The 25,488-nt window shown below is 58.8% G+C and carries 23 protein-coding genes and 1 pseudogene; 12 read left to right on the top strand and 12 right to left on the bottom strand.

Translation table 11 applies throughout. From position 1 onward, the window contains the following. Positions 1-201 precede the first annotated feature (201 nt). The 3 genes and pseudogenes from AC09SL_RS00885 to AC09SL_RS00875 form a co-directional block, all read left to right on the top strand. Positions 202-1,011, top strand: coding sequence for a TatD family hydrolase (locus AC09SL_RS00885; protein WP_058543667.1), 810 nt, complete (start codon positions 202-204; stop codon positions 1,009-1,011). 157 nt (positions 1,012-1,168) lie between these two features. Beyond that, a complete protein-coding gene (locus AC09SL_RS00880) occupies positions 1,169-2,650 on the top strand; it encodes a methyl-accepting chemotaxis protein (protein WP_064106898.1) in 1,482 nt (493 codons plus the stop codon). Between the two features lie 292 nt (positions 2,651-2,942). Next, positions 2,943-3,161 (top strand): annotated as a pseudogene (locus AC09SL_RS00875) (terminase); the annotation flags it as partial. Positions 3,162-3,169: 8 nt separating this feature from the next. Here the strand turns inward: AC09SL_RS00875 and AC09SL_RS00870 are convergent. The 3 genes from AC09SL_RS00870 to AC09SL_RS00860 form a co-directional block, all read right to left on the bottom strand. Continuing rightward, on the bottom strand, positions 3,170-3,967 hold the full coding sequence (locus tag AC09SL_RS00870; protein WP_058543668.1) for an acyl-CoA thioesterase: 798 nt from the start codon (positions 3,965-3,967) through the stop codon (positions 3,170-3,172). Between the two features lie 146 nt (positions 3,968-4,113). Then, positions 4,114-4,875 (bottom strand): CHAD domain-containing protein, encoded by a 762-nt coding sequence (locus tag AC09SL_RS00865; protein WP_058543669.1) that lies wholly within the window; start codon positions 4,873-4,875, stop codon positions 4,114-4,116. A 105-nt stretch (positions 4,876-4,980) separates the two neighbouring features. After that, positions 4,981-5,271, bottom strand: coding sequence for a hypothetical protein (locus tag AC09SL_RS00860; RefSeq protein ID WP_058543670.1), 291 nt, complete (start codon positions 5,269-5,271; stop codon positions 4,981-4,983). Positions 5,272-5,478: 207 nt separating this feature from the next. On the opposite strand from AC09SL_RS00860, the gene AC09SL_RS00855 reads away from it, so the two are divergent. Continuing rightward, positions 5,479-6,516, top strand: a complete 1,038-nt coding sequence (locus AC09SL_RS00855) for a patatin-like phospholipase family protein (protein ID WP_058543671.1) — start codon at positions 5,479-5,481, stop codon at positions 6,514-6,516. 118 nt (positions 6,517-6,634) lie between these two features. Here AC09SL_RS00855 and AC09SL_RS00850 read toward each other — a convergent pair whose 3' ends face one another. From AC09SL_RS00850 to kdpF, 6 genes are all read right to left on the bottom strand, one after another. Next, positions 6,635-7,333, bottom strand: a complete 699-nt coding sequence (locus tag AC09SL_RS00850) for a response regulator (protein ID WP_058543672.1) — start codon at positions 7,331-7,333, stop codon at positions 6,635-6,637. Positions 7,334-7,399: 66 nt separating this feature from the next. Continuing rightward, entirely contained in the window at positions 7,400-10,051 is a 2,652-nt protein-coding gene (locus AC09SL_RS00845) for a sensor histidine kinase (protein ID WP_058543673.1), read from the bottom strand. A gap of 156 nt (positions 10,052-10,207) precedes the next feature. After that, positions 10,208-10,753, bottom strand: coding sequence for a potassium-transporting ATPase subunit KdpC (gene kdpC, locus AC09SL_RS00840; protein ID WP_058543674.1), 546 nt, complete (start codon positions 10,751-10,753; stop codon positions 10,208-10,210). A 249-nt stretch (positions 10,754-11,002) separates the two neighbouring features. Then, positions 11,003-13,063, bottom strand: coding sequence for a potassium-transporting ATPase subunit KdpB (gene kdpB, locus AC09SL_RS00835; RefSeq protein WP_058543675.1), 2,061 nt, complete (start codon positions 13,061-13,063; stop codon positions 11,003-11,005). A gap of 5 nt (positions 13,064-13,068) precedes the next feature. Next, on the bottom strand, positions 13,069-14,763 hold the full coding sequence (gene kdpA / locus AC09SL_RS00830) for a potassium-transporting ATPase subunit KdpA (protein ID WP_058543676.1): 1,695 nt from the start codon (positions 14,761-14,763) through the stop codon (positions 13,069-13,071). Between the two features lie 8 nt (positions 14,764-14,771). Further along, on the bottom strand, positions 14,772-14,861 hold the full coding sequence (gene kdpF / locus AC09SL_RS00825) for a K(+)-transporting ATPase subunit F (protein WP_003218754.1): 90 nt from the start codon (positions 14,859-14,861) through the stop codon (positions 14,772-14,774). Positions 14,862-15,254: 393 nt separating this feature from the next. On the opposite strand from kdpF, the gene eat reads away from it, so the two are divergent. After that, positions 15,255-16,619, top strand: a complete 1,365-nt coding sequence (eat, locus tag AC09SL_RS00820; protein ID WP_058543262.1) for an ethanolamine permease — start codon at positions 15,255-15,257, stop codon at positions 16,617-16,619. Between the two features lie 120 nt (positions 16,620-16,739). Next, positions 16,740-16,907, top strand: a complete 168-nt coding sequence (locus AC09SL_RS00815) for a DUF2897 family protein (protein WP_014337248.1) — start codon at positions 16,740-16,742, stop codon at positions 16,905-16,907. A gap of 153 nt (positions 16,908-17,060) precedes the next feature. Here the strand turns inward: AC09SL_RS00815 and AC09SL_RS00810 are convergent, their stop codons facing one another. Next, positions 17,061-17,912, bottom strand: coding sequence for an urea carboxylase-associated family protein (locus AC09SL_RS00810; protein WP_058543261.1), 852 nt, complete (start codon positions 17,910-17,912; stop codon positions 17,061-17,063). Positions 17,913-18,308: 396 nt separating this feature from the next. Here AC09SL_RS00810 and AC09SL_RS00805 point away from each other — a divergent pair, with 396 nt between their 5' ends. From AC09SL_RS00805 to AC09SL_RS00780, 6 genes are read left to right on the top strand one after another with little or no spacing between them, the layout of a single operon-like run. After that, a complete protein-coding gene (locus AC09SL_RS00805; protein WP_058543260.1) occupies positions 18,309-19,004 on the top strand; it encodes a WbqC family protein in 696 nt (231 codons plus the stop codon). Beyond that, entirely contained in the window at positions 19,001-19,930 is a 930-nt protein-coding gene (locus AC09SL_RS00800) for a glycosyltransferase family 2 protein (RefSeq protein ID WP_058543259.1), read from the top strand. Before AC09SL_RS00805 ends, AC09SL_RS00800 begins: the two co-directional genes overlap by 4 nt. Next, positions 19,911-20,543, top strand: coding sequence for a class I SAM-dependent methyltransferase (locus AC09SL_RS00795; protein ID WP_058543258.1), 633 nt, complete (start codon positions 19,911-19,913; stop codon positions 20,541-20,543). The genes AC09SL_RS00800 and AC09SL_RS00795 overlap by 20 nt, the downstream gene beginning before the upstream one ends. Next, positions 20,543-21,208, top strand: a complete 666-nt coding sequence (locus tag AC09SL_RS00790) for an acetyltransferase (protein ID WP_058543257.1) — start codon at positions 20,543-20,545, stop codon at positions 21,206-21,208. Before AC09SL_RS00795 ends, AC09SL_RS00790 begins: the two co-directional genes overlap by 1 nt. Beyond that, positions 21,205-22,128 (top strand): glycoside hydrolase family protein, encoded by a 924-nt coding sequence (locus tag AC09SL_RS00785; protein WP_058543256.1) that lies wholly within the window; start codon positions 21,205-21,207, stop codon positions 22,126-22,128. The genes AC09SL_RS00790 and AC09SL_RS00785 overlap by 4 nt, the downstream gene beginning before the upstream one ends. Beyond that, a complete protein-coding gene (locus AC09SL_RS00780; RefSeq protein WP_058543255.1) occupies positions 22,128-22,502 on the top strand; it encodes an EamA family transporter in 375 nt (124 codons plus the stop codon). Before AC09SL_RS00785 ends, AC09SL_RS00780 begins: the two co-directional genes overlap by 1 nt. A gap of 59 nt (positions 22,503-22,561) precedes the next feature. On the opposite strand, the gene AC09SL_RS00775 is transcribed toward AC09SL_RS00780, so the two are convergent. Next, the gene (locus AC09SL_RS00775; protein WP_058543254.1) at positions 22,562-22,897 is read right to left on the bottom strand and encodes a ComEA family DNA-binding protein; all 336 of its coding nucleotides are present in this window, start codon (positions 22,895-22,897) and stop codon (positions 22,562-22,564) included. A 114-nt stretch (positions 22,898-23,011) separates the two neighbouring features. Then, positions 23,012-25,006 carry a polysaccharide biosynthesis protein gene (locus AC09SL_RS00770; protein WP_058543253.1) on the bottom strand — a complete coding sequence of 665 codons (1,995 nt, stop codon included), beginning with the start codon at positions 25,004-25,006 and terminating at the stop codon, positions 23,012-23,014. Positions 25,007-25,488 lie beyond the last annotated feature (482 nt).

Here is a 25,488-nt window from a genome sequence, read left to right as displayed (position 1 = left end):
TTGAAAAACGAGGCTGAGTCGACAGAAACAGAGCGCCTGGGGCGCTGAAAAAGTGCGGAAGACTGGCACAGTGACGGCTTTTATACCAACCCGATGTGTCTCGCGGCCTTAACAGACAGCCTCAACTCGTTGTAGTTCTTGGCTTTTCTTATAAATCTACAGCTCTGATATGCTTTCCGGCCTTTGGGTCGAGGTAGCACCATGCAACTCATCGATATCGGCGTCAACCTGACCAACCCCAGTTTCGCCGACAAACATCAGGCGGTGCTTGAGCGCGCCTATGAATCCGGCGTCTGCCAACTGGTCTTGACCGGCACCAGTATCGAGGGCAGCGAACAGGCCCTGGAGCTGTGCCAACGCCTCGACGACACGGGTGAGCGGCTGTTTTCCACCGCCGGCATTCACCCCCACAGCGCCAGCGAATGGACCGCCGACAGCGCCCGGCACCTCAAGGATCTGCTGATGCACAGCCGCGTGCGCGCGGTGGGCGAATGCGGCCTGGATTTCAATCGGGACTTCTCCCCTCGACCGCAACAGGAAAAAGTCCTGGAGGAACACCTCGCCCTGGCAGTCCAATTACAATTGCCGGTATTCCTGCATGAACGCGATGCCGACCAGCGCTTGCTGGACATCCTCCGGGATTTTCGCGATCAGTTGCCGGCGGCCGTGGTGCACTGCTTTACCGGTGAAAAAAAGGCGCTGTTCAGCTACCTGGACCTGGACCTGCACATTGGCATCACTGGCTGGATCTGCGACGAACGCCGGGGGACGCACCTGCACCCGTTGGTGCGCGAGATCCCCCGTGGTCGGCTGATGCTCGAAAGCGACGCACCGTACCTGCTGCCTCGCACACTACGCCCCAAACCCAAGAATGGCCGCAACGAACCGGCCTACCTGACGGAAGTCCTGCGCGAAGTGGCCTTGCACCGGGGCGAAAGCCAGGACGACCTGGCAGCCCACAGCACCGAGTGCGCCCGGGCGTTTTTTGGTTTGCCCGCCATTTGCGAATAAACACACATCCCTGTGGGAGCGGGTTGTCTGTGGGTCCACATCAAAAACCCCCGGGATCGATGTTGTCTGTTGACCCATATCAAAATCCCGTCACCTGAATAGCGGCAAAATAATGGCACCTTGCCAATGCTGTTTCCGCTATCAGAGAAGACCTTCCATGGGTGCCTGGCTTAGCAATATCTCGCTGAAATACAAATTCTGGGCGGTCAATGCGGTCGCCTTTGTCACCACCTTGCTGCTGGTGCTCTACGCAGTGCACCTCGAACAGCAGTCGCGCAACCATGCGGCCCAGGCAAACGCGCAAGCCCAGGCTCGCCTGCTGGATGCCTGGCCTGCCGGAACGCCCTTGCCCAAGGTCGACCATCTCCTGGCATTGCAGCGCGACCAGGTTCCCGTTCTCAATGAACAACCGTTGCCTTCGCTGGCCCAGGCCAACGGCTGGGTCGCACTCGACACCGGATTGCTGTTTGGCGACGACCCGCTGATGGGTGCCCAAGTGATCCGTCGAGGTGACGGCCAACAACTCGCCGTGTTGGCCCAAGGTGTGAGCCTGAGCCAAGTGTTCGGTGAACGCTTCAGCCAATATGCCGTGGCCGTGTTCGTGTTGATGCTGGCGATGCTGGGCGCATCCCAGTTGTTGATCCGTTTCTTGCTCAGCCAGCTCAATACGCTCAAAGACGTAATGCTGCACGTGGAAAAAACCGGCGACCTGGCCGCCCGCGTGCCCCTGGCCTGCCGGGACGAAGTGGGCCAGATGGCGGCGGCGTTCAACGCCATGCAGGCCGGTTATCAACGGGTCGTCGACACCGTTGCCAGCACCGCCCGGCAGTTGGACAGTGGTGCCGCGCGCCTGGCATCGAGCATGAACGATGTGCGCCACGGCATGCTCGGCCAGCAAAGCGAAACCGATCAGGCGGCCACGGCGATCAACGAAATGTCCGCCACGGTTTATCACATCGCCCAGCACGCCGGCGCCACCCGCGACCTGTCGAAAACCGCCGATACCCTGGCCGGCAACGGTCAGGAAGTGGTCGGTCGGGTGCAACAGTCGATCACCGGGTTGTCTTCGGGTGTGCAGCAGACCGCCGAAATGATCCAGCGCCTGGCCGAAGACAGCCAGAAGATCAATGGCGTGGTCAGTGTGATCCACAGCATCGCCGAGCAAACCAACCTGCTGGCCCTGAACGCGGCTATCGAAGCGGCGCGGGCCGGGGAAATGGGCCGGGGCTTTGCCGTGGTGGCCGACGAGGTGCGCAACCTGGCCAAGCGGGTGCAGACCTCTACGGACGAAATTACCTCCATGATTTCGGCCCTGCAGGCCGGGACCCGCGACGCGGTGGACTTCATGCAGGAGAGTTCGCTCAAGGCCGACGATTGCGTGCAACAGGCCCGCGAGGCCGGCGACGCGTTGGCACAGATCACCGCTGCGGTAGCGCAAATGCGCGAGAGCAACACCCAGATCGCTGTCGCGGCCGAGCAACAAAGCCATGTCGCCGAGGAAATGAACCGGGCAGTGGTAAGCATTCGCGACGTGACCGAGAACACCGTGCGCCAGACCGTCGACTCAGCCACCACCAGCGATGAACTGGCAACGTTGGCGGGCCAGTTGAGCAAGGCGATCGGGCAGTTGAAACTGTGAGCGCTGGACCGCCGGGGGCTTCTGTGGCCAGAGATTGCTCCCGCCGGGCCGCGCTGTAGGAGCTGACGAGTGCAACGAGGCTGCGATCTTTCCCCAGACCCTTGAATCTCAGGCGAAAGATCAAAAGATCGCAGCCTTCGGCAGCTCCTACAGAGGCCAGCGGGAGCAAGCACCTTTGCACAACAGCAAAACTGTATGGCCACCTATCGCTTCGATAGCCAACCGCCATTCGCCGCCCCGCCCGCCCGGACCTATCCTTGGGTTATTCGATTTCGTTCAAGGAAACAGCATCATGGGCAAACGTCACCCCAATCTTCCGGCCTGGCAATGGCGCGCCTACCCAGACAATCATCGGCATCCCACCAACCTGGTGTTGCACCTGATTGCCGTGCCGCTGTTCATCATCGCGTTTCTGCTGATTGTGTCGGGGGTGTTCAGCTTGAGCCTGGGCGATGTCGCCATCGGCATCATCGGCCTGCTCGCGGCACTCGGGCTGCAGCGCCATTGTCACCGAGAGCCTTAGCCGAAAATAGTGACCGTCTGCCGGCTCAGGGCGATCAAGCGGCCATCGGCGCTCCAGAACTTCGCGGCGACATGGCCGTAGCCGTCCTGGGCATGTTCGATCTCGGCCAGGTACTTGCACCAGTCCAGTGTCGTGAGTTCCAGCAGCGGCTGGACGAACTCGATGGTCCACGTGAGAGTGCTGCCCGGGGCCATTTGCGAAAGATGAGGCAACAAGGCCGGCGGCCAGGCGTCCACCAAGGCCAGGATATGACTTTCGTTCAGCGCCTCCTCCTGCACATCACCGCGCAAGCGTACCCAGCCGCCCATGCTCCGGGACTTGTTGCCGCTGAATGGCAAGCCGCCAACGCTCCAGCGCATCGCCAGGTGACGCATGAATTCCGGCGTCGCACCTTTGACGTAAGGCAGTTCCTGGCATTGCTCCACGCTTTTGAATTCTGGTGCTGGATCGGCCTGCACCGACACCACGGATGAGCGCGACGCGCCGAAACTGCCTTGCACCACGGTCACCACTTGGCCGTTCTGCACCGCACGCCCCAGCACCTGGCTCACAGCCTTGCCTTCACGCAATACGTCGACTTCGAAACTGACAGGTACGTCGGGTTCGACCGGGCCGACAAAGGTGATGGCCAACGAGCGCACCGGGCGGTCCGCCGGCACTTGGGCACGCATAGCCTCATATTGCAGCGCCGCCACCAACCCGCCAAAACTGGCTCGCCCCTGGCCCCACTCAGGCGCGATGGTCACCGCACCGGGCTGCCGGCGCACGGCATCGATCAAATCGGAAAAGCGCATGACGACCTCGAAAACAGGGAAAAGGATGAAGGGATCTTAACCAGCGCCGGCTGGCGGCACAGGGCTCATTCCGGCCAAAGAGGCTGACAGATAGGCCGCCGTTTTTGAATTCGACCCAATCGATTGTGGGAGCGGGCTTGCTCGGTTCAGGATTTCTTGAAGCAACTGGCAATCAGCTTGTCGAGCACCTTGTCGGACTTGGCCTCGGCCTTTTCCATCGTGGCGTGCCAGGTTGGCACACAAGCGTGCAGGTCGGTTTCTTCCTTGGCCCTGGCCAGCCATTGCCAGCAATCGTGCCAATCGCCCAGCGCGGCCTGGGCGGACTTGAGCCGGGGCATGGCCGCTTCAGGCAGGCGGTCGAGTTCAGGATAGGCTTCGATGGCGTAGCGCACGCGCTTGATCAGCAGGCGTAATCGATGACGGTCATGGGCCGGATCGCACAGGGCTTCGCCGAGTTTTTTCCACTGTTTGTCCAGGCGCTTTTCGATGCGTTTGCGCAAGCCCTTCAGCAGCCCCTCACGCTGGGCCGCGCGAATGAAGCGCGGGAAGGCATCGAGGATCATCAACAACTGCGCCAGTTCAACACTCGCGGCCACGGCGGGATAGGCCTGGACCATTTGCACCTGACGGTGCCGCGCCGCCGCGACCTGGCCATGCTGCTCCAGGTAAGCGGCCAACACTTCCCGATCGCGCAAGGGCGTGGTCAGGGTGCCGACCGCCGAAGCAGCCGTTTCCAGCTGTTCGACGCCGGGCAATCCACGCAATGGACGAAGCAGGCTGCGCAAACGGCGTATCGTGGTGCGCAGGTCATGCAGCGCTTCGCTGTCGGTATGGGCATTCAAGCGGGCCTGACAGGCCAACAGGCGGACTTCCAGGCCCAATATCCGGGCAACCAGCCGATCGATCATGGACGTACTCCGTACACAGCGTTGAGCGTCAAGCCGCAAGCTACAAGTGAAAAACGATTTGGCATCCTTCCCTTGTAGCTTGCAGTTGATTGCTTGTCGCTGCCTTTATCGTCCGGCGCGGGATTCGCGAATGTAGAAACGCGCCTTCTCGGCTTTCTTGGTACAGCCTTCGAACGCTTCGAATTGCTGCTGGGTCTTGGCGCCTGTCAGCAGGGACAGGGCCTTGGAGTAGCTGACGGTGCCGGCAAAACCTTCGGCCTTGGCCAGGTCCAGTTCACGCCAGGCGGCGTCGAGCTGGCTGCCGCAACTGTCGCGGTAAGCGGTTTTGCCTGCGCAACCGGCCAGGGCCAGAACCATCAAAGATGCCACCAAGGGCAGGCGGATCCGGGCTTTCATTGATTACACCTCAAGTCAGGAAAACAGTCGTGCTGGTAAGACGGTTGCGCCGGCAAAAAGTGCCAAGACCCGACCGTGTAAATTCAGTGTGGATGAGAATACGCAAATGCCACGCCGGCGTGTCAAATAACGACGCGTGCGCCACAACGATTGAGCCAAGCCGTCGATGGGTGCATTGTTGAAGTCTGTTCGACAAGAGGCCGGGTCATGACAAAACGTGTCGCATTGGTATTGGGCTCGGGTGGCGCCCGGGGCTATGCCCATATCGGGGTGATCGAAGAAATCGAACGACGTGGCTACGACATTGCCTGCATCGCCGGTTGTTCCATGGGGGCGGTCGTGGGTGGGATCTATGCGGCGGGCAAGCTCGAGGAGTACCGCAACTGGATCGAAAGCCTGGATTATCTGGACGTCCTGCGCCTGGTGGACGTCAGTTTTCGCCTGGGGGCGATCCGTGGCGAAAAGGTCTTCGGGCAGATCCGCAAGATCGTCGGCGAAATCAACATTGAACAATTGCGCATTCCCTACACCGCCGTCGCGACCGACCTGACCAACCAGCAGGAAATCTGGTTCCAGGAAGGTTGCCTGCATCAGGCAATGCGCGCCTCGGCGGCGATTCCCAGCCTGTTCACACCGGTGATGCAAGGCAACCGCATGCTGGTCGATGGCGGCCTGCTCAACCCGTTGCCGATCGTGCCGGTGGTGTCGAGCCACTGCGACCTGATCATCGCAGTTAACCTCAACGCCACCAACCAGAAACAATACCAATTACCGGTCATCCAGCGCCCCGCCGCATTCCGGCGGCGCTTCGACACCCTGGTCAGCTCCCTGGGTTCGCGCCTGCCGTTTCGCCGCAAACAGGCCGAACAGTTGTTGCTGCTGGAACAGGAAGCCTTGAAGGCCGAGGCCGCCGACATCAACCCGTGGATCGACTCGGCCGAGCCCGAAGGCCAACAACCGGCCGCCTCGCCAGAGAACGAAGGCGCACCGAAATCCGCCACCGGTTCGTTCATCATCGACAACGTCGGCCCGGCGTCGTTGCTGGACTTGATCAACCAGAGCTTCGAAGTGATGCAGACCTCGCTCGCCCAGTACAAGATCGCCGGTTACCCGCCGGATGTGCTGATCAACGTGCCGAAACGGGTATGCCGGTTCTTCGAGTTCTACAAGGCGCCGGAGTTGATCGCACTGGGGCGGGAGATTGCCAGCGACACCTTGGATCGGTATGAGAGTGACCAGAACTGAGAGATCTCGAGTGGCTGTTCGGGCCTCTTCGCGAGCAAGCTCGCTCCTACATTGATCTGCGGTGAACCCTGTGGGAGCAAGGCTTGCCCGCGATGGCGGCAGCCCTGACAACACAAGACTAAAGCCCACCCTCCCCCAACAACCGATACCCCACCCCCGCCTCGGTCACAATGAACCGCGGTCGGGTCGGGTCGTCGGCCAGTTTCTGGCGCAGGTGGCCGACCACGATCCGCAGGTAGTGGCTGTCTTCGGTGTGGGTCGGGCCCCAGATGTCCTTGAGCAGTTGCTGCTGGGTAATGACCCGCCCCGGGTGCCGCGCCAGTTGCGCCAGTACCGCGTACTCCTTGCGGGTCAGGGCCACTTCGGTGCCATCCAGCAGCACCCGTCGATACGCCAGGTCCACCGTCAACGGACCGAACATCAGCGCGGCTTCCTGTGGCTCGCCCGCCGGGGCCTGGCGCAACAAGGCGCGGATGCGGGCGAGAAACTCCTGGATGCCGAACGGTTTGGTCACGTAATCGTTGGCACCGTTGTCCAGCGCCTCGACCTTCTGCGCTTCGCTGGCCCGCACCGAGAGCACCAGCACCGGCACCGTCGACCATTGGCGAAACTCGCGCAACACCTGCTGGCCGTCCATGTCCGGCAGGCCCAGGTCGAGTATCAGCAGATCGGGCTTGTTCAGCGCCGCTTGGGCAAGCCCTTCAGCGCCGGTACCGGCTTCCAGCACCTTGTAGCCTTGGGAGCTCAAGCTGATGCGCAGGAATTTGCGGATCTGCGGTTCGTCATCGATAACCAAAAGGGTCGCGGTCTGGCTCATGGCGCTCGTTCGTTGCAATCAGGTGAAAAGGCAAGCAGGTGGGACGAGAGAGTAACCCAGCGCCGCTCAGGCTTCATCGTCCATACCCGGCTGTGCCTGCAAGGGCAGGTGCAACGTGATGCAGGTGCCGCGCCCGTCGAGGCCGTCGGCCACGCTGATGCGCCCGCCATGGGCACCGACCATGCCCTGGCAGATGGCCAATCCCAACCCCGTGCCCTGCCCGCCCCGATCACCGCGCGCGGCGGTATAGAACATGTCGAAGATTTTTTCTCGCTCTTGTTCAGGGATCCCGGGGCCCTCGTCGGCCACGGCAAAAAACACTTCGCCGTCCCTCGTACCCGCGCTCAGCAGCAGCCGTCCATGGGCCGGTGAAAAACGTGCGGCGTTTTCCAGCACGTTTACCAAGGCCTGCTCGATCAGTGCCGCGTGGACATATAGCAACGGCAGGTCAGCAGGCACCTCGACGCCGACCGCCAGGGGCGCCAACACCGCCCGCAAGCGGTTCAGCGCGCTGCCGACGATATCGGCCGGCGACACCCAGTCCCGCGCCAGCTTCAGGGCGCCGTGCCCCAGACGGGTCATGTCCAGCAGGTTCTGGATGTAGCGATCCAACCGCTCGGCTTCATCGCGGGTGCCTTCGAGCAGTTCGCGACGATCGGCCAGTGGGATCGCCTCCCCCAGCGCCAGCAAGCTGTCGATGCTGCCGCGCATGGACGTCAGCGGTGTGCGCAGATCGTGGGACACTGACGCCAGCAAGGCGCTGCGCAGTTGCTCGGTTTCACCGTGCAGGCGCGCTGCTTCCAGGTCCTGGGCCAGTTGCGCCCGGGCCAACGCCTGGGCCAATGGTTGACTGAGGGCCGCCAGCAAACGCCGACGCTGGCCGCTCAACGGCTTGCCTTCGTTCGGGCACACACCCAGCAACCCCAGTGGTCCGCCTTCCGCCGACAGCGGCCACCACCACCAGCGCCCAGACGGCAACGTCCCGGTGCCGGCACCAGCGGGCTGGTCGTGCTGCCAGGCCCAGTCGGCCGCCGCACGTTCGGCTTCGGTAAACGTCAACGGCTCGCCGGTCTCGACCTTCCAATCGCTCTGGCCGTCGCGATTGAGCAGGCAAAGCTGCAAGTCGTGCAGGCCGTTGAGGTGCTGCGCAGCGGCGCTGACCACTGCCTGGCGGTCGGTGGCGGCAGTGAGTTTGCGCGACAGGTCGAGCAGTTCGCCGGTTTCCTGCTGGGTGTCGCGCAGGGCCTGCAACTGGCGACGCTGGCGAGCGGCAAGGTTGCCGGTCAGGGCTGCCATGAGCAGGAAAAACACCAACGTCAGCACGTCTTCTTCGCGCTGGATGGTGAAGGAAAAATTCGGTGGGATGAACAGGAAGTCATAGGCCAGGAACGACAGCGCCGCGCAGGCCAGCGCCGGGCCGAGGCTGCTGCGTACCGCCACCAGCAACACCGCCATCAGAAACACCAGGGAAATATTGGGCAACGCCAGCCACCCTGAAATCCCCCAGGCCAACGCGCTGGCCGCCACGGTCGCCGCCAGCGCCAACACGTAGTCGAACCCGGTCTGGACGGCGCTCGAACGCACGCGGGTGGGACGGGGCTGCTCATCGCTGTCCAGCACACTGATTTCCAGTCCCCGGGCATCGCGCAGCAAGCGTGAAGCCAAACCACCGCCCAACAGTCGCCGTCGCAAACGCAGCCTGGACTGGCCCACCAGCAGCAGCGTGGCGCGACGTTCGGTGGCGTGCTGGATCAAGGTCTTGGCGACTTCGCCGGCCCGCAACAGCACCACTTCCCCGCCGAGACGTTCAGCCAACTGCTGGGCATTTTGCAGATACTGTCGCGACGACTCATCGTGCGCGACGCCGCTGTCTACGTGGACCAGGCTCCACGGCAAATGCCGACGCTGGGCGACGCGACTGGCGTGGCGCACCAGACGTTCGGCCTGCACGTCGGCGCCCACCCCCACCAGCAGGCGTCCGCGCACCGCCGGCGCCGCCTGACCCAGTTGTCGATACCCCTGGGCCAGGTCATTGTCGACCTGGGCAGCGGCGGTCTGCATGGCCAGCTCGCGCAACGCGGTCAGGTTGGTCTGGGTGAAAAACGCATCGATCGCCGCCCGGGCCTGTTCCGGCACGTAGACCTTGCCATCACGCAGGCGCTCCAGCAGCTCGCGCGATGGCAGGTCGATCAACAGCAGTTCATCGGCCTCCTGCAGGACCCAATCCGGCAACGTCTCGCGCACCTGCACGCCCGTGATGCCGCGCACTTGGTCGTTGAGGCTTTCCAGATGCTGGACATTGACGGTGGTGTAGACATCGATACCCGCCGCAAGCAGTTCCTGAATGTCCTGCCAGCGTTTGGCATGGCGACTGCCCGGCGCATTGCTATGGGCCAGTTCGTCCACCAGGACCAGGTTCGGCCGGGTGGCGAGCAAGCCGTCGAGGTCCATTTCCTCGAGCATCACACCGCGATACTCCGAGCGCACCAAGGGCTGCTGCAGCAGGCCGCCGAGCAGTGCTTCGGTTTCGGCACGACCGTGAGTTTCCACCACCCCGGCGACGACTTTCACGCCCTGACGCAGTTGGGTGTGTGCCGCTTGCAGCATGGCGTAGGTCTTGCCGACACCGGGCGCCGCGCCCAGGAAGACCTTGAGCCGGCCACGGTCATTGCGGGGCAGATTGGCTAACAGTGCGTCGGCGCGGCCGGAGTCGCTCATGGCGTGAAAATCTCTTTCAAATATTGATCAAACACCCTGCGGAAGGCGGACCTGTGGGAGCAAAGCTTATGGGCACTGGACCTGTGGGAGCAAAGCTTGCTCCCACAGGTTTTGCTGCAGCAAGCCTTGCCCCCACAGGCGCCACTCCCACAGGTTCTACAGTTTTTCCAGGGCCAGGTTCAGCGCCAGCACATTCACCACGGGCGGGCCCACCAAGGATTGCTCAGTGTTGTCGTCGAGCAGTTGCTGCAAGGTCGAGGCCGGCAGGTTGCGCGCTGCGGCGACACGGGCCAGTTGATAGGCAATCGCTGCCGGTGGCAAGTGCGGATCCAGCCCGCTGGCGGAGGTGGTCAGCAACGCCAGCGGCACCGGGCCCTGGCCGGGCACCTGGCGTTTTTGGGCGTCATCGATCACCCGCGTGGCCAGGGCCGGGTTGCTCGGGGAAAAGTTGCTGGCGCCGCTGGCGACCGTGGCAAAGGCGCCGGCCGATGGCCGTGGATGAAACCAGGCATCGCCGGTGAAATCCTGGGCAATCAGCGTCGAGCCACGGACCTTGCCGGCCGCATCGACGATCAGGCTGCCATTGGCCTGGACGGGAAAGGCGACTTGCGCCACGCCGGTGACCACCAGTGGGTACGCGACACCGGTGATCAGGGCCATCAGTAGTAACAGGCTCAAGGCCGGGCGAATCAGAGTGGACATTTCAAAATCCTCGAATAAGAAACAGCTAACTTCCAGGCAAGGCGCTTGCTCGCGCTGGGCTCTGTAGGAGCTGGCGAAGCCTGCGATCTTTTGATCTTGATCTTGATCTTTCGCTTGGGATTCAAGTGTCTGGGGAAAGATCGCAGCCTCGTTGCACTCGACAGCTCCTACACAGCTCCTACACAGCTCCTGCAGAGCTCGGCGGGAGCGATCTTCTTGCAACAAAAATTGGTTCACCGCACGTCAGGCTCAAACCAGGTGCAACGCCGTCAGCAACATATCGATCGCCTTGATCCCCACGAACGGCACCACGATCCCGCCCAGGCCGTAGATCAACAGATTGCGTCGCAACAGCGCCGCCGCGCTTGCCGCGTGCACGCGCACGCCGCGCAGGGCCAGGGGGATCAGCACGACGATGATCAAGGCGTTGAAGACGATGGCCGACAGGATCGCGCTCCGGGGGCTGCTCAGGTGCATCACATTCAACACGCCGAGCTGTGGATAAATCGAAGCGAACAGCGCCGGCAGGATCGCGAAATACTTGGCGATGTCATTGGCGATGGAAAAGGTGGTCAGCGCTCCACGGGTCACCAGCAGTTCCTTGCCGATCTGTACCACATCGAGCAATTTGGTCGGGTCACTGTCGAGGTCGACCATGTTGGCCGCCTCCCGCGCGGCCTGAGTGCCGTCGTTCATCGCCATGCCGACATCGGCCTGGGCCAGGGCCGGGGCGTCGTTGGCACCGTCGCCGCACATGGCCACCAGCCGACCGTCATTTTGCTCATGACGGATACGCGCCAGTTTCTTCTCCGGCGTGGCCTCCGCCAGCACGTCGTCGACACCGGCCTCGGCGGCAATCGCCGCGGCGGTCAACGGGTTGTCGCCAGTGACCATCACCGTGCGGATCCCCAGCTTGCGCAGCTCGGCAAAGCGCTCGCGAATGCCGGGTTTGACCACGTCCTTGAGATGGATAACACCCAGCAGCTTGCCGTCCACGCACACCAGCAACGGCGTGCCGCCACTCTGAGCGATCTTGTCGACCTCCCGCGCCAGTGCCGGCGGCAACTCATTGCGTGCAAGGCCAATGAAATCCAGCAACGAGTCCACCGCGCCCTTGCGGTAGATACGGCCCTGATAGTCGACCCCGGACAAACGGGTTTCAGCACTGAACGGCACAGCCGTCAGCGCGTCGATGCCGGGCTCGGGCTGTGGATGCAAACCTCGCAGGTACTCGACGATGGACTTGCCCTCGGCCGTCTCGTCAGCCAACGAGGCGAACAGCGCGCCTTCGGCCAGTTCCTTGATGCTCACACCAGGGGCGGCATAAACCGCTGTACAACGACGATTGCCAAAGGTGATGGTGCCGGTCTTGTCCAGCATCAACACATGCACGTCACCCGCCGCCTCGACCGCACGGCCGGATTTGGCGATCACGTTCAGGCGCACCAACCGATCCATCCCGGCGATGCCGATGGCCGACAGCAGTCCGCCGATGGTGGTGGGAATCAAGGTGACCAGCAGCGCCACCAGAAACACCAGCGGCAGGCTGGCGTTGGCGAAATGGGCGAACGGTTGCAGCGTCACCACCACCAACAGGAAGATCAGCGTCAGGCCGATCAACAGGATATCCAGCGCCACCTCGTTCGGCGTTTTCTGGCGCTTGGCGCCTTCGACCAGGGCGATCATGCGGTCCAGAGTGGACTCGCCGGGATTGCTGGTAATGCGCACCAGCAGCCAGTCGGAAACCAGCCGCGTGTTGCCGGTGACGGCCGAGCGATCACCGCCGGACTCGCGGATGACCGGCGCCGATTCGCCGGTAATTGCCGCCTCATTGACCGCGGCGATGCCTTCGATCACTTCACCGTCGCCGGGGATCATGTCGCCGGCCTCTACGCGCACCACATCGCCTTTGCGCAGACGGGTGGCGGGGATGATTTCAAAACCGCTGGCGGTCTGGCGACGTGCGTTGAGGCCTTCGCTGCCGGCCTTGAGACTGTCGGCCCGGGCCTTGCCGCGACCTTCGGCCAACGCTTCGGCGAAGTTGGCGAACAGCACCGTGAACCACAGCCACAGCGCAATTTGCGCGGCGACAAAGGTCGGCACGGCGTTGTCGGGAATGAAGCACAGCACGGTGGTGAGGATCGCGGTCAGCTCTACCACCAGCATCACCGGGGCGCGGTGCAATTGGCGCGGGTCGAGCTTGACGAAGGCTTGCACCAGCGCTGGCCGCCACAGGGCCGAGATTGCGGTTTTCGGTTGCTCCGGCGCCTTGGCGACGACGTTTTTGCTCATCGGCATATTCATTTTCATATCCCTCAGAAGCCCATGCTCAAGTGTTCGGCAATCGGCCCCAGCGCCAGGGTCGGCAGGAAGGTCAAGCCCCCCACCAGCAGGATGGTCACGATCAACAGCGTCACGAACAGCGGGCCGTGGGTAGGAAAGCTGTTCTGGCCAATCGGCGCGCTTTTCTTCAAGGCCAGGCTGCCGGCCAACGCCAGCACCGGCAGGATGTAGCCGAACCGGCCGATCAACATGCCCAGGCCCAGCATCAGGTTGTGGAAAGGGGTGTTGGCGCCGAACCCGGCGAATGCCGAACCGTTGTTCGCTCCCGCCGAGGTGTAGGCGTACAACAACTGGCTGAAACCGTGGGCACCCGGGTTGCTCACCGCTGCGGCCGGGCCGGGCAGACTCGCAGCGACGGCCCCCAGCACCAGCACGCTGACAGGCATCACCAGCAGGGTGGCCACCAACAGTTGCACCTCCCGGGCGCCCAGCTTCTTGCCCAGGTATTCCGGGGTGCGACCGATCATCAAGCCGGCCAGGAACACCGCGATCAGCACGTTCAACAGCATGCCGTAGAGCCCGGCCCCGACGCCGCCGAAGATCACTTCGCCGACCATCATGTTCACCAGCGACACCATGCCGCTGAGCGGGCTGAGGCTGTCGTGCATGCCGTTGACCGAGCCATTGGACGCCGCCGTGGTGGTCACTGACCACAGCACCGTGGCGGTGGTGCCGAAGCGTGCCTCCTTGCCTTCCAGTGGTGCGGTTTGCTCGACGGCCGGGTTGTTCAGGGCCGGGTTGGGTTGGTATTCGGCCCACAGCGAGGTAGCGCCGCCGATCAGGAACAAGGCCAGCATGCAGGCGATGATCGCCCGGCTCTGGCGCAGGTCCTTGACGTAATGGCCGAAGGTGAACACCAACGCGGCGGGAATCAGGATGATCGAAGCGACTTCGAACAGGTTGCTCCAGGCCGTCGGGTTTTCGAACGGATGCGCCGAGTTGACGCCGAAGAAACCGCCACCGTTGGTGCCCAGTTGCTTGATCGCGATCTGGCTGGCGGCCGGACCCAACGGGATGACCTGGTCGGCGCCCTGCAGCGTGACCCCGTGCACATAGTGCGCAAAGGTCTGCGGCACGCCCTGCCAGACCAGGAACAAAGCCAGCAGCAGGCACAACGGCAACAGCCCGTAGAGGGTGGCGCGGGTCATGTCGACCCAGAAATTACCCAGCGTCGTAGCGGACTTGCGCCCGATGCCGCGACACAGCGCCACGAGCACGGCCAGGCCGGTGGCGGCGCTGACAAAGTTCTGCACGGTCAGGCCGACCATCTGGCTCAGGTAGCTCAGGGACGCTTCGCCGCTGTAGGACTGCCAGTTAGTGTTGGTCGTGAAACTCACGGCCGTGTTGAAAGCCTGGGTCCACTCCATGCCGGGCAACTGCTCGGTATTGAGCGGCAGGTGTCCTTGCAGCAGCAGAATGGCGAACAGCAAGAAAAAACCCGCCAGATTGAACGCGAGCAAGGCCAGGGTGTATTTCTGCCAGCTCTGCTCAGCAGTGGGATCGACACCGGCCAGGCGGTAGCAACCACGCTCCACCGGGCCGAGGATCGGCGAAAGCCAAGTGCGCTGGCCTTCCATCACCCGGTAGTAAAAACGCCCCAGAAACGGTGCCGGAATCAGCACCAAGGCGAAAAAGCCGAGGATCAGCCCGTAGTCATAACCGTGCATAGCCGCTCCTAGTTCCGATCGGCGCGCAACAGCGCAACCAGCAGATAAATGAACAGCGCCACTGCCAACAGCAGCGACACCCCGTCCAGAACACTCATGGGATTTCTCCGTGGTACGGCGTCGTGCCGTGTGTGGAGTGATTGTCGGCAGGGAGGCTGTAAAGGAACGAGATCGAGAGCGGGGCTGGGGGATAAAGAATCCGTAAAAAGTGTTGGCTGGGCTGGCCTCATCGCGAGCAGGCTCGCTCCCACAAAGGTTCTGTTGTGAATACGGAATCCGTGCCCACTGAGGATCCCCTGTGGGAGCGAGCCTGCTCGCGATGACGCCAGAACAGGCAACGTCGCCCTCAACTGGGGCACAAAACCAAGCCATCCGGCAGCGAACATCCCCGATACGACACGATTTCACCCATTACGACCGCCCGCGCCACACTGGCACGTCCACTGCACGGCCCTCCCCAGCGCTTTTGCTATGGATCAAGGGAGCCACCGATGAACACACAACTCAAACCCACCCTGGGCACCCTGCATTTATGGGGTATTGCCGTCGGGCTGGTGATTTCCGGCGAGTATTTCGGCTGGAGCTACGGCTGGGGCGTGGCCGGGACGCTGGGCTTTTTGGTGACGTCATTCATGGTCGCGGCCATGTACACCTGCTTCATCTTCAGCTTCACCGAACTGACCACCGCCATTCCCCACGCCGGCGGGCCGTTTGCCTACAGTCGTCGGGCTTTTGGTGAGAAAGGCGGATTGATCGCCGGGCTGGCGACGCTGATCGAATTCGTCTTCGCCCCGCCGGCCATTGCCCTGGCCATCGGCGCCTACCTGAACGTGCAATTCCCGGCCCTGGATCCGAAACACGCGGCGGTCGGGGCCTATATCGTGTTCATGGGCCTGAACATCCTCGGGGTGAAACTGGCCGCGACGTTCGAGCTGATCGTCTGCGTCCTGGCGGTGGCCGAACTGCTGGTGTTCATGGGCGTCGTGGCCCCGGCGTTCAGTTTCAGCAATTTTGCCCTGAACGGCTGGGCCGGTTCCGATGTGTTTGGCGCACCGGCCATTGCCGGAATGTTTGCCGCGATTCCCTTCGCCATCTGGTTCTTCCTGGCCATCGAAGGCGCGGCCATGGCCGCCGAAGAAGCCAAGGACCCGAAACGCACGATTCCCAAGGCCTACATCAGCGGCATCCTGACTTTGGTGGTCCTGGCCATGGGCGTGATGTTCTTTGCCGGCGGTGTCGGCGATTGGCGCACCCTGTCGAACATCAACGATCCCCTGCCCCAAGCCATGAAAACCGTGGTCGGCGAAAGCTCCGGCTGGCTGCATATGCTGGTGTGGATCGGCCTGTTCGGCCTGGTGGCGAGTTTCCACGGCATTATCCTCGGCTACTCGCGGCAATTCTTCGCCCTGGCCCGCGCCGGCTACCTGCCTGCCTCCCTGGCCAAACTGTCACGCTTCCAGACGCCGCACCGGGCCATCATCGCCGGAGGACTGATCGGCATCGCGGCGATCTACAGCGACGGCCTGATCAACCTCGGCGGCATGACCCTGACTGCAGCGATGATCACCATGGCCGTGTTCGGTGCCATCGTCATGTACATCATGAGCATGCTTAGCCTGTTCAAATTGCGTAAAACCGAACCCAACCTGGAGCGCACCTTTCGCGCGCCGGGCTATCCGCTTGTACCCGGCATCGCCCTGGTATTGGCCGTGGTGTGCCTGGTGGCGATGGCGTGGTTCAACGCGCTGATCGGGCTGATCTTCCTCGGCTTCATGGCGGTGGGTTTCGTCTACTTCATCCTCACCGCACAACTGCGCGCGGACGCTCCGGCCGATGCGATGCTGACCGGGCTTTAAGGTGAAGCCAGCCGAACGGGCGTAGTATTGAACCACTGCGAACAACCTTCGCTCATAAGTGGTAGGTGCGATGGATCGGCGAAACGTTCGCCCGTCCATCGCCCCCTCAAGGAGAGCCCTATGCCCTGGTATGCCTGGTTGATTCTGATTGTTGCAATCGGCTCGATCGTTGGTGGTCTGATGATGCTGCGCGACACCGCCCACAAGGTCGAGTTGACCGATGAACAGCGTAAGCGCGTTGCCGAGCGCAATGCGGAAATGGATGCGAAGGAGGCCAAGGATCGTTGATCTGCTTGTGTGGCAAGGGAGCTTGCTCCCGCTGGGTCTGTAGGAGCTGTCGAGTGCAACGAGGCTGCGATCTTTCCCCTATAAATTGAGTCTGGAGGGAAGATCAAAAGATCGCAGGCTTCGCCAGCTCCTACAAAGCCAGCGCCTACTGCATCACCTTTCCCAATCCGCCTTGGCGATATGCAAGCCATGCAACCCCTTGTACGCTGCCCGCTCAGGCTGACTCCACCCCTCCAGCAATGAATCCTCCAACCGATAGATCTCAACCCCCAGCGGACGACAGACGCTAAGGGGATCCTGTGCATCAGGCCCCCACATCGCCAGCGACAGGTCACCACCCGGACAGGTGGACAGGGCGCACAACAGATCGATCTCGGCAAAAAACTCCAGGTAGTCGCCCTTCTGCGCCGGACAGGCCTTCATGAAGTACATGTCGTCATGATTGAGCCCCGTGCACTGGAAAATATTCAGCACGTCATGCACATCGAACTCCGTCAGGCCGTGGGGCAACACCGCCCGGGTCAGGTTCGAATGGCAGTGATGATGGAAATCCTCGCCGGTCAGCATCTTGTTTACATACGGATCACAGCGGGTCCCCAGCAGATCATGCAGTCGACCGCCATGCTCATCGATGCCGTAGCCGGCCAGGCTGTCATCGGTGATGGTCACCAATGGCCGCAGGAATGGCAGGTTCGACCACAACCGATCATGGGTGCTGACATGGGCGCCCTGAAGCTGACGAGTACGCGCCGCCCACAAGCGCTCCCGCGGATCATGGGCGTTCCAGACGTTGAAGTCCCCCACCTGCGGGCCCACCGGAGTGGTGACACGGAACACATGACCGGCAGGTACGTGCCAAGCGCGACCGGTGCGGATGGGTACCTCGAACTGTTCGATCAGGGTGCGCTTGTCCTGCTGAGTGCGGATGCGGTCGTAAAAGGGTTTGTCCACCTGCAGGGCTGAGCCTTTGCTGACCTGGTAGGCGGCTGGGTAGTCTTTGTACATGGCGCGGGTCCTTGATCAGTGGTGATGGGTGGGAGTTAGCAGTTGCAGAAGCAGTTGCACGGAATCGTCGAGGTACAGGCTCATCGACGTAAGAGCCAGTCAAATTACTCCAACTCGGAAATTTAATCGTAAAAGGACTTTTCGGGAGGACGCAACGTGTCGAGGATGGGAATGCGGCTTGGCAGCCTACCCTATCCGATCAGCTCCTATGGTCGGGGAAAAACCCCCACGAAAAGGGTGACGCTTCCCCCCTTGCAGATTAATATGCCAATGCTCAGACATAATCCGACAGAATCCCATGAACCTTCATTCTTTCTACTTTAAAGTTCAAAAAAATCCTCACACTTTCTATCAGATTAATAATTTCCAAATTGAGCAACACAAGGGAAGAACACATTGAAAAAAGTTGCGATACTTCAATCCAACTACATCCCTTGGAAAGGGTATTTTGACATCATCGCGTCAGTAGATGAATTCATTCTGTACGATGACATGCAATACACACGACGTGACTGGCGAAACCGTAACCAAATAAAGACACCGCAAGGGGTGCAATGGTTGACCGTGCCCGTCTTGGTAAAAGGCAAGTATCACCAAAAAATCAGGGAAACTGAAATCGATGGTACTGAATGGGCTGCAGTCCATTGGAGGTCGCTAGTTCAAAACTATAGCCGTGCTCCTCATTTTCATGAAATCGCAGAGTGGCTGGAGCCTCTTTATCTGAATACGTCCTACACCCATCTTTCAATACTTAATCAACGATTCATCCAAGCCATTTGCGACTACCTGAACATCACGACTCGCATTAGCAACTCATGGGATTACAAACAGGCTGACGGTAAAACCGAACGTCTTGCCGAACTCTGCGTACAAGCGGGTGCTACCGAGTACGTCTCCGGCCCATCTGCCAAGAATTATGTCGACGAACAAATATTCGAAGCGATGAACATCAAATTAACTTGGTTCGACTATGCAGGCTATCCAGACTACCCACAATTATGGGGTGAATTCACCCATGGAGTCACCATTCTTGATCTCCTTTTCAACTGCGGAAAAGACTCTCATCGCCAAATGAGGTATGTAGCTCAATGAAGCTGTCCATCGTAGCGACTCTTTATCAATCAGCCTCCTATATCGAAGAGTTTCATTCTCGCGTGAGCGCAGCCGCAAAGGAATGTACAGGATACGACTACGAAATCGTGCTTGTGAACGACGGCTCGCCTGACAATAGTCTTGATATCGCTATATCGCTTACCGAACGAGATTCTCATGTGGTGCTGGTCGATCTCTCGCGAAACTTCGGCCATCACAAAGCCATGATGACCGGTCTGTCCCAATCCAAAGGGGATCAGGTTTTCCTGATTGACAGCGACCTTGAAGAAGACCCCGAATGTCTGCTCAGCTTTTCCGAACAGCTCCAAAAAATGGCTTGCGACGTTGTCTATGGCGTGCAGGAGCAACGTAAAGGCGGCTGGTTTGAACGCTGGAGCGGCCGTTGGTTCTATCGTTTCTTCCAAGCCCTGACGGGCATGGCGCTGCCTGAGAACGTCGTCACCGCCAGGCTGATGACCCGCCGCTACGTCAACGCTTTGCTGCGACATGAGGAACGAGAGGTGTTCCTGGCAGGGCTATGGCACATCACCGGGTTTGATCAGCAACCTCAAAAGATCAAAAAGAGCAGCACCAGCCAAACAACCTATACTTTCAGAAAAAAGATGTCTGTATTGGTTAACTCGGTGACGTCGTTCAGCAATGCTCCCTTGGTCGGTATTTTTTACATCGGCATTGCGATTTCTTTTTTTGCCGTGCTTTACATTGCTTACTTGATAATGCATTGGATGTTTCTGGCGACGCCATTAAGCGGGTGGACATCAGTCATGGCTTCCATCTGGCTACTAGGCGGCATGATTATCTCGTTCATTGGTGTAGTGGGCATTTATCTTTCAAAAATATTCTCCGAGTCAAAACAACGCCCCTACACTATTGTGAGGCAGATTTATGCACAACAAAAAGACTGAACTGCTTGACGAAGTAGCTAGCTACTATTCACAAAAACTCGCCTTGCATGGTGAAACGCCAAATGGAGTGGACTGGAATGGCGAGCAAGGCCAGGCCATGCGCTTCGAGCAACTGTGCAAGATCATTAACGGCCCGCAGGCATTTTCTATAAGTGATCTAGGGTGTGGTTACGGCGCGCTGGTCGATTACCTGAAAGCCAATAATCATACATTTTCTTATCTTGGCGTGGACATCTCAAAAGAAATGATCCAAGCCGCAAAAAAACGCTATTTGAAAGACTCCCATGCTCGTTTTATTGAATCCTCCGAGCCGGACGCTGTCGCTGATTACAGCGTCGCCAGCGGTATATTCAATGTCCGCATGGACCGATCAGACAGTGAGTGGTTGGCCTATCTCGAAAACACTTTGGATATACTGGATCGAACAAGCCGCCTGGGATTCGCCTTCAATTGCCTGACTTCCTATTCCGACGAGGATAAGAAAAGGGAGGATCTGTACTATGCCGACCCTTGCAGGTTATTCGATCTATGCAAGCGACGCTACTCCCGACACGTTGCTCTCCTTCACGACTACGGCCTGTATGAGTTCACCTTGCTAGTGAGGAAAATGTAATGAGAAAAAAATTGGTCATCTTCGGCTCAGGTGACATCGCAGAGTTGGCATTTTTTTACTTCAACACAGATTCTGCCTTTGACGTCGTGGCCTTCACGGTAGACAGTAGCTATATCGAAGACTCTACTTTTTGTGGGTTGCCAGTCGTCGCCTTCGAAAACGTTGCTGAACACTATTCTGCCGATCAGCATGAAATGTTTATCGCTCTGAGTTACTCAAAACTCAATGCAGTACGAAAGGAAAAATACTTCGCTGCAAAAGCACTAGGCTACACACTTGCCAGCTACATTAGCAGCCATGCTACCGTCCTGAATGAAGGTCGAATTGGTGAGAACTGCTTCATTCTTGAGGACAACACCATCCAACCTTTTGTAAAAATTGGGAATAACATCACGTTATGGAGCGGCAACCATATCGGCCACCACTCCACGATCCAGGACCATACGTTCATCGCATCCCACGTAGTAGTTTCTGGAGGTGTTCACATCGGTGAACAGTGCTTTATCGGGGTCAACGCGACGCTGCGCGATCATATAAATATAGAAGACAAGTGCGTGATTGGCGCAGGCACGTTACTGTTGGCTAACGCTGAGAGGGAAGGCGTATTTATTGGTACAGCGACTGAGCGCTCAAAAGTACCCAGTAGCAAGTTGAGAAAAATATGAAATACACATGGCAAAAACTCGGTCGACTGTACACTCCCGAAAATGAGAAGCGCCATCCAAAACTGTTATCTCACGCTGCAAACCCTTTACCTGTGCACCTGCATAATGATGTCTTTCGGGTTTTCTTCAGCGCACGGGATCGTGACAACCGATCTTCTGTCGGCGCAGTAGACATTGATATTGAACAGAGAAAAGTTATCAAGGAACACCCCCTTCCCTTTCTGGAGCACGGCCCCGCAGGCAGTTTCCATGCTGATGGCGTGAGTATTGGCAATTGCTACATCGCCAACGAAGTGCAGTACATGCTTTTCATGGGGTGGCAATCGCCGGACAATCAGCACTGGCGTGGTGATGTCGGCAGACTGATCGTCAATGCAGATACCACGCTGACACTCGAGAGTGATCGCCCGTTCATGAGCACTGACGAAATCGACCCCATCAGCCTTTCCTACCCATGGGTGCTCAAGAACGGAAACAACGGTTATGACATGTGGTATGGGTCGACCCAAACCTGGGATTCCGGCAACGGCGAAATGATCCATGTGATCAACTCGGCACACTCCCATGACGGGAATAACTGGCATCGTGACGGCTTGGCCATCCCCTTCGAAGTGGGTGTAGCCCAAGCGTTTTCACGCCCGACCGTGGTAAAGAATAATTTAGGCGGACTGGAGATGTGGTTTTCCTATCGCAGTGGTACAGGAGACACATATAGGATCGGCTACGCCACCACCGATGGAGGTACGCAATGGCGACTGGCACTGGAAGACGCCGGTATTGATGTCTCCCCAGATGGTTGGGATTCGGAAATGATCGAATACCCATTCGTGTTCGACCACAAATGCAATAGATATATGCTTTATAACGGCAACAGTTACGGTAAAACTGGGTTTGGTCTCGCTGTACTGGAGAAGCGTTGATGGCTAACGCATTCAACTATATTTATATACTCGCCACCATCGCTTTTACTGTTTATGGACAACTTATTCTAAAATGGAGAATATCCAAATTAGGCCCCTTGCCGATTGAGCCGATTGAAAAAATAAAATTTTTACTCTTACTATTATTGGACCCGGGAATTTTTTCTGGCTTCGCAGCAGGGTTCCTGGCATCACTGGCCTGGATGGCGGCGATGACCAAGTTTGATCTTAGTCATGCCTATCCATTCATGAGCCTAAACTTCGTTATTGTCTTACTATTAAGTGGCTGGATTCTAAGTGAACCCATGACATTTCAGAAAGCACTGGGTGTTGGATTGATTATTCTTGGCACCGTCGTGGCTGCCCGCGGATAGCGCCTTCGGCAGAGCTCATAAAGGCCAGTCATCTCGACTGGCCTCCTTTCACTGTTATTTCAGTTCACTTCCAGCTTATCGCGATTTCTGTCCAGTATTGCCTTGCCAATTCCCTTGACCTCCAGCAACTCCTCCACTGAAGAGAACGGCCCATTATTCTCCCGATGGGCAACAATTGCCTCGGCCTTGCCCTTACCTATTCCTGTCAACTCGCGCTGCAACGTTGCAGCATCCGCCTCGTTTAAATCCACCTTGGTGCTCTGCGCTTTGGCTGGTTGCTCCACTGCTTGCGGTGTAGGGATCGACTCGGGTTTGACCACTGGGGCGGCGATAGCAGCAATCGAGGCGCTGGTGAGAAAGGCAAAAACCAGAGAGTAGAAATAGCCTGTACGCATAAATGACGCTCCATGACATCGTTAAGAAAGAAGCAGCTTTTCCGAAGCTGCCTCTCAAACTTAGGCGATGATGTATCGCTGTCAAAAATATGTACGTTACAGTTTGTGTAACAATCAGGGTTCGAGTCGGCGTTGCTGATAGATCCAGTCGACAATCTCTCCGTCCGGAGCGTAACCACTGACAGTATCCCGAAGTAGCTGACGAACCCTGATGTAGTCATCGTGCTCAATTGCGGCCAGCAACTCAGCCAGCTTGATCTTGAGCGTGTCCCAAGACAGATGATCCTCATTGGCACTCATGATCATTGGGTGCTGGGTGGCGACGACGTTGTCGCCGATCAGCAACTCCTCGTAAAGCTTCTCTCCCGGACGCAAGCCTGTGAACTCGATTGAAATGTCGCCATGGGGATTCTTTTCCGAACGAACACTCAGGCCAGACAGATGAATCATTTTTTCCGCCAGCTCGACAATCCTCACTGGTTCGCCCATGTCCAGCACAAACACATCCCCGCCCAACCCCATGGAGCCCGCTTGGATCACCAACTGCGCGGCCTCGGGAATAGTCATGAAATAACGGGTGATCTTGGGATGGGTAACTGTCAACGGCCCGCCGGACTTGATCTGTTTATGGAACAGGGGAATAACCGAACCAGACGAACCCAATACGTTACCGAACCGGACCATGGTAAAGCGCGTCTTATTCACCCGCGAAACGTTATCCTTGTCGCCGAATAACACGGGGGCCAGTTCACGGCTGAGGGCTTGCAAGGTCAGCTCCGCGAGCCGCTTGGTGCTGCCCATGACATTGGTCGGGCGCACCGCTTTATCCGTGGAGATCAGGACGAAGTTCGATATACCCGCCTGCAACGCAGCCTGTGCCGTATTCAACGTACCGATCACATTGTTCAGGACGCCTTCGGCGATGTTGTGCTCGACCATCGGGACGTGCTTATAAGCAGCGGCGTGGTAGACCGTATCGACATTCCAGGTCCTCATCACGTCCAGCAGCTTGTCCTGGTCTCGTACCGATCCCAGGATAGGCAAAAGCCGAACTGACAACGACTCGCGAATGATTCGAGGTTCAAGTTCAGACAAAATGCTATAGAGATTGAATTCGCTATGCTCATACAGCAGCAACGTAGTCGGCTTAAGTGCCAGGATTTGCCGACAAAGCTCAGAGCCGATCGAACCACCGGCCCCAGTGACTAGGACCGACTGACCTGTGATGCAATGCTCCAGAAGATCAGGTTGCGCAGGGACCGGATCGCGCCCGAGAAGGTCCGCGATATCCACTTCTTGGATATCATCGACCTTGACCCGGCCGCTGGCCAAGTCCATGAACCCGGGGACACTGCGTACATGCAGTGGAAAACCTTCAAGCAGCGTCAAGATCTCTCGACGGCGCCCACGTGAAGAGGAAGGCACGGCCAGCAGAATTTCCTGTGCGCCGGTTGTGTCGATCATCTTTTGGATATGCCTGGGCTCGTAGACCTGTAGCCCAGCAATCACTCGGTCAGCAATGCTGTTGTCATCATCGATGAATGCGACCGGCCGCATCACCCGCCCCATGCGTAGTGCGGCCACGAGCTGATTGCCTGCGGCCCCGGCACCATAAATAGCAACCTTGGGCAGGCCGTCGTCCCGGTTGGTAAAGGGTACATGCTGGGCTGCAGTAAACCAGTCCCCCAGGAAGTATTGCCGCATCATCAGGCGCAAACCGCCAATCATGATCAGACTCAACCACCAATAATTGAAGATGATGGAGCGCGGTACCACGGTTTTATGGTTGCTGTACCAATACACCACCAGGGCCAGCAGCAAGGCCGAAAGGCTGACTGCCTTGCAGATCGTGATCAGCGCGTCGTTACCGAAATAACGCATGACCGCGCGATACATGCCAAAGCGGATGAAGATCGGAATGGCGACCAGCGGTGCGGACCCGAAAAGCCACAAATGCGTTGCAATCGGGCTGGCCAATGCTTCGACACCCAGTCTAACGACGAACGCCAGCCAGAGGGCGATCCAGACAAGGACAATATCTGTTGCCACTTGTATCGCCCGTTTATGGCGTCTTGGCAATCCCAGCAGGGCTATTCTCAACTTATCCATAAACCCTTTACGCATCTTGGCTCGCCCCTGTCGCGATTCCGCTTTTATTGAACCTGTCGACGTCACGCATCACTGATAAAACGATCATCAAAAAACATACCTGTAACAGCATCCAAGGTTAGACCCTTCTCCTGCTATTGAGCGTGAGCTGAGGCCCGTATCACCAGCTGAGCGAAGCTAATGCCTATCCCACCGCACCAAGCTCCAGAATACGGATCAGCCGCTACAGGCAGCTGGTCATAATATCCATTGCAACGGGATTTGAGCAGACGGCGCCCATATGTTAGTGGCTGGGGCGGGCAACCTACCATAATCACGGGTCACCAAGAAATTTTCACGTGTTGGTAGCGATGTCTGAGAACGCAATGGCACGGCGATCGGTCGAAATCCGCGCAACCCTCAAATTGCAGCGTTGACTCTACAGCTTCGCCAATCACTCGTCCCTGGATTAGCCGCCGATATTTTGAGCAAGTAAAAAAGTG

This window comes from Pseudomonas sp. PF05, from assembly GCF_056521845.1.
This window is presented reverse-complemented; position numbering and strand designations above follow the sequence as displayed.

Coding starts and splice junctions, on each gene's coding strand:
- kdpF (WP_003218754.1), bottom strand. CDS start 14,861: ATGAGTGTTCTGGACGGGGTGTCGCTGCTGTTGGCAGTGGCGCTGTTC.
- AC09SL_RS00780 (WP_058543255.1), top strand. CDS start 22,128: ATGGCTAACGCATTCAACTATATTTATATACTCGCCACCATCGCTTTT.
- kdpB (WP_058543675.1), bottom strand. CDS start 13,063: ATGAAAATGAATATGCCGATGAGCAAAAACGTCGTCGCCAAGGCGCCG.
- AC09SL_RS00860 (WP_058543670.1), bottom strand. CDS start 5,271: ATGAAAGCCCGGATCCGCCTGCCCTTGGTGGCATCTTTGATGGTTCTG.
- kdpC (WP_058543674.1), bottom strand. CDS start 10,753: ATGTCCACTCTGATTCGCCCGGCCTTGAGCCTGTTACTACTGATGGCC.
- AC09SL_RS00885 (WP_058543667.1), top strand. CDS start 202: ATGCAACTCATCGATATCGGCGTCAACCTGACCAACCCCAGTTTCGCC.
- AC09SL_RS00850 (WP_058543672.1), bottom strand. CDS start 7,333: ATGAGCCAGACCGCGACCCTTTTGGTTATCGATGACGAACCGCAGATC.
- kdpA (WP_058543676.1), bottom strand. CDS start 14,763: ATGCACGGTTATGACTACGGGCTGATCCTCGGCTTTTTCGCCTTGGTG.
- AC09SL_RS00800 (WP_058543259.1), top strand. CDS start 19,001: ATGAAGCTGTCCATCGTAGCGACTCTTTATCAATCAGCCTCCTATATC.
- AC09SL_RS00865 (WP_058543669.1), bottom strand. CDS start 4,875: ATGATCGATCGGCTGGTTGCCCGGATATTGGGCCTGGAAGTCCGCCTG.
- AC09SL_RS00795 (WP_058543258.1), top strand. CDS start 19,911: ATGCACAACAAAAAGACTGAACTGCTTGACGAAGTAGCTAGCTACTAT.
- AC09SL_RS00880 (WP_064106898.1), top strand. CDS start 1,169: ATGGGTGCCTGGCTTAGCAATATCTCGCTGAAATACAAATTCTGGGCG.
- AC09SL_RS00845 (WP_058543673.1), bottom strand. CDS start 10,051: ATGAGCGACTCCGGCCGCGCCGACGCACTGTTAGCCAATCTGCCCCGC.
- AC09SL_RS00815 (WP_014337248.1), top strand. CDS start 16,740: ATGCCCTGGTATGCCTGGTTGATTCTGATTGTTGCAATCGGCTCGATC.
- eat (WP_058543262.1), top strand. CDS start 15,255: ATGAACACACAACTCAAACCCACCCTGGGCACCCTGCATTTATGGGGT.
- AC09SL_RS00775 (WP_058543254.1), bottom strand. CDS start 22,897: ATGCGTACAGGCTATTTCTACTCTCTGGTTTTTGCCTTTCTCACCAGC.
- AC09SL_RS00810 (WP_058543261.1), bottom strand. CDS start 17,912: ATGTACAAAGACTACCCAGCCGCCTACCAGGTCAGCAAAGGCTCAGCC.
- AC09SL_RS00855 (WP_058543671.1), top strand. CDS start 5,479: ATGACAAAACGTGTCGCATTGGTATTGGGCTCGGGTGGCGCCCGGGGC.
- AC09SL_RS00870 (WP_058543668.1), bottom strand. CDS start 3,967: ATGCGCTTTTCCGATTTGATCGATGCCGTGCGCCGGCAGCCCGGTGCG.
- AC09SL_RS00785 (WP_058543256.1), top strand. CDS start 21,205: ATGAAATACACATGGCAAAAACTCGGTCGACTGTACACTCCCGAAAAT.
- AC09SL_RS00790 (WP_058543257.1), top strand. CDS start 20,543: ATGAGAAAAAAATTGGTCATCTTCGGCTCAGGTGACATCGCAGAGTTG.
- AC09SL_RS00770 (WP_058543253.1), bottom strand. CDS start 25,006: ATGGATAAGTTGAGAATAGCCCTGCTGGGATTGCCAAGACGCCATAAA.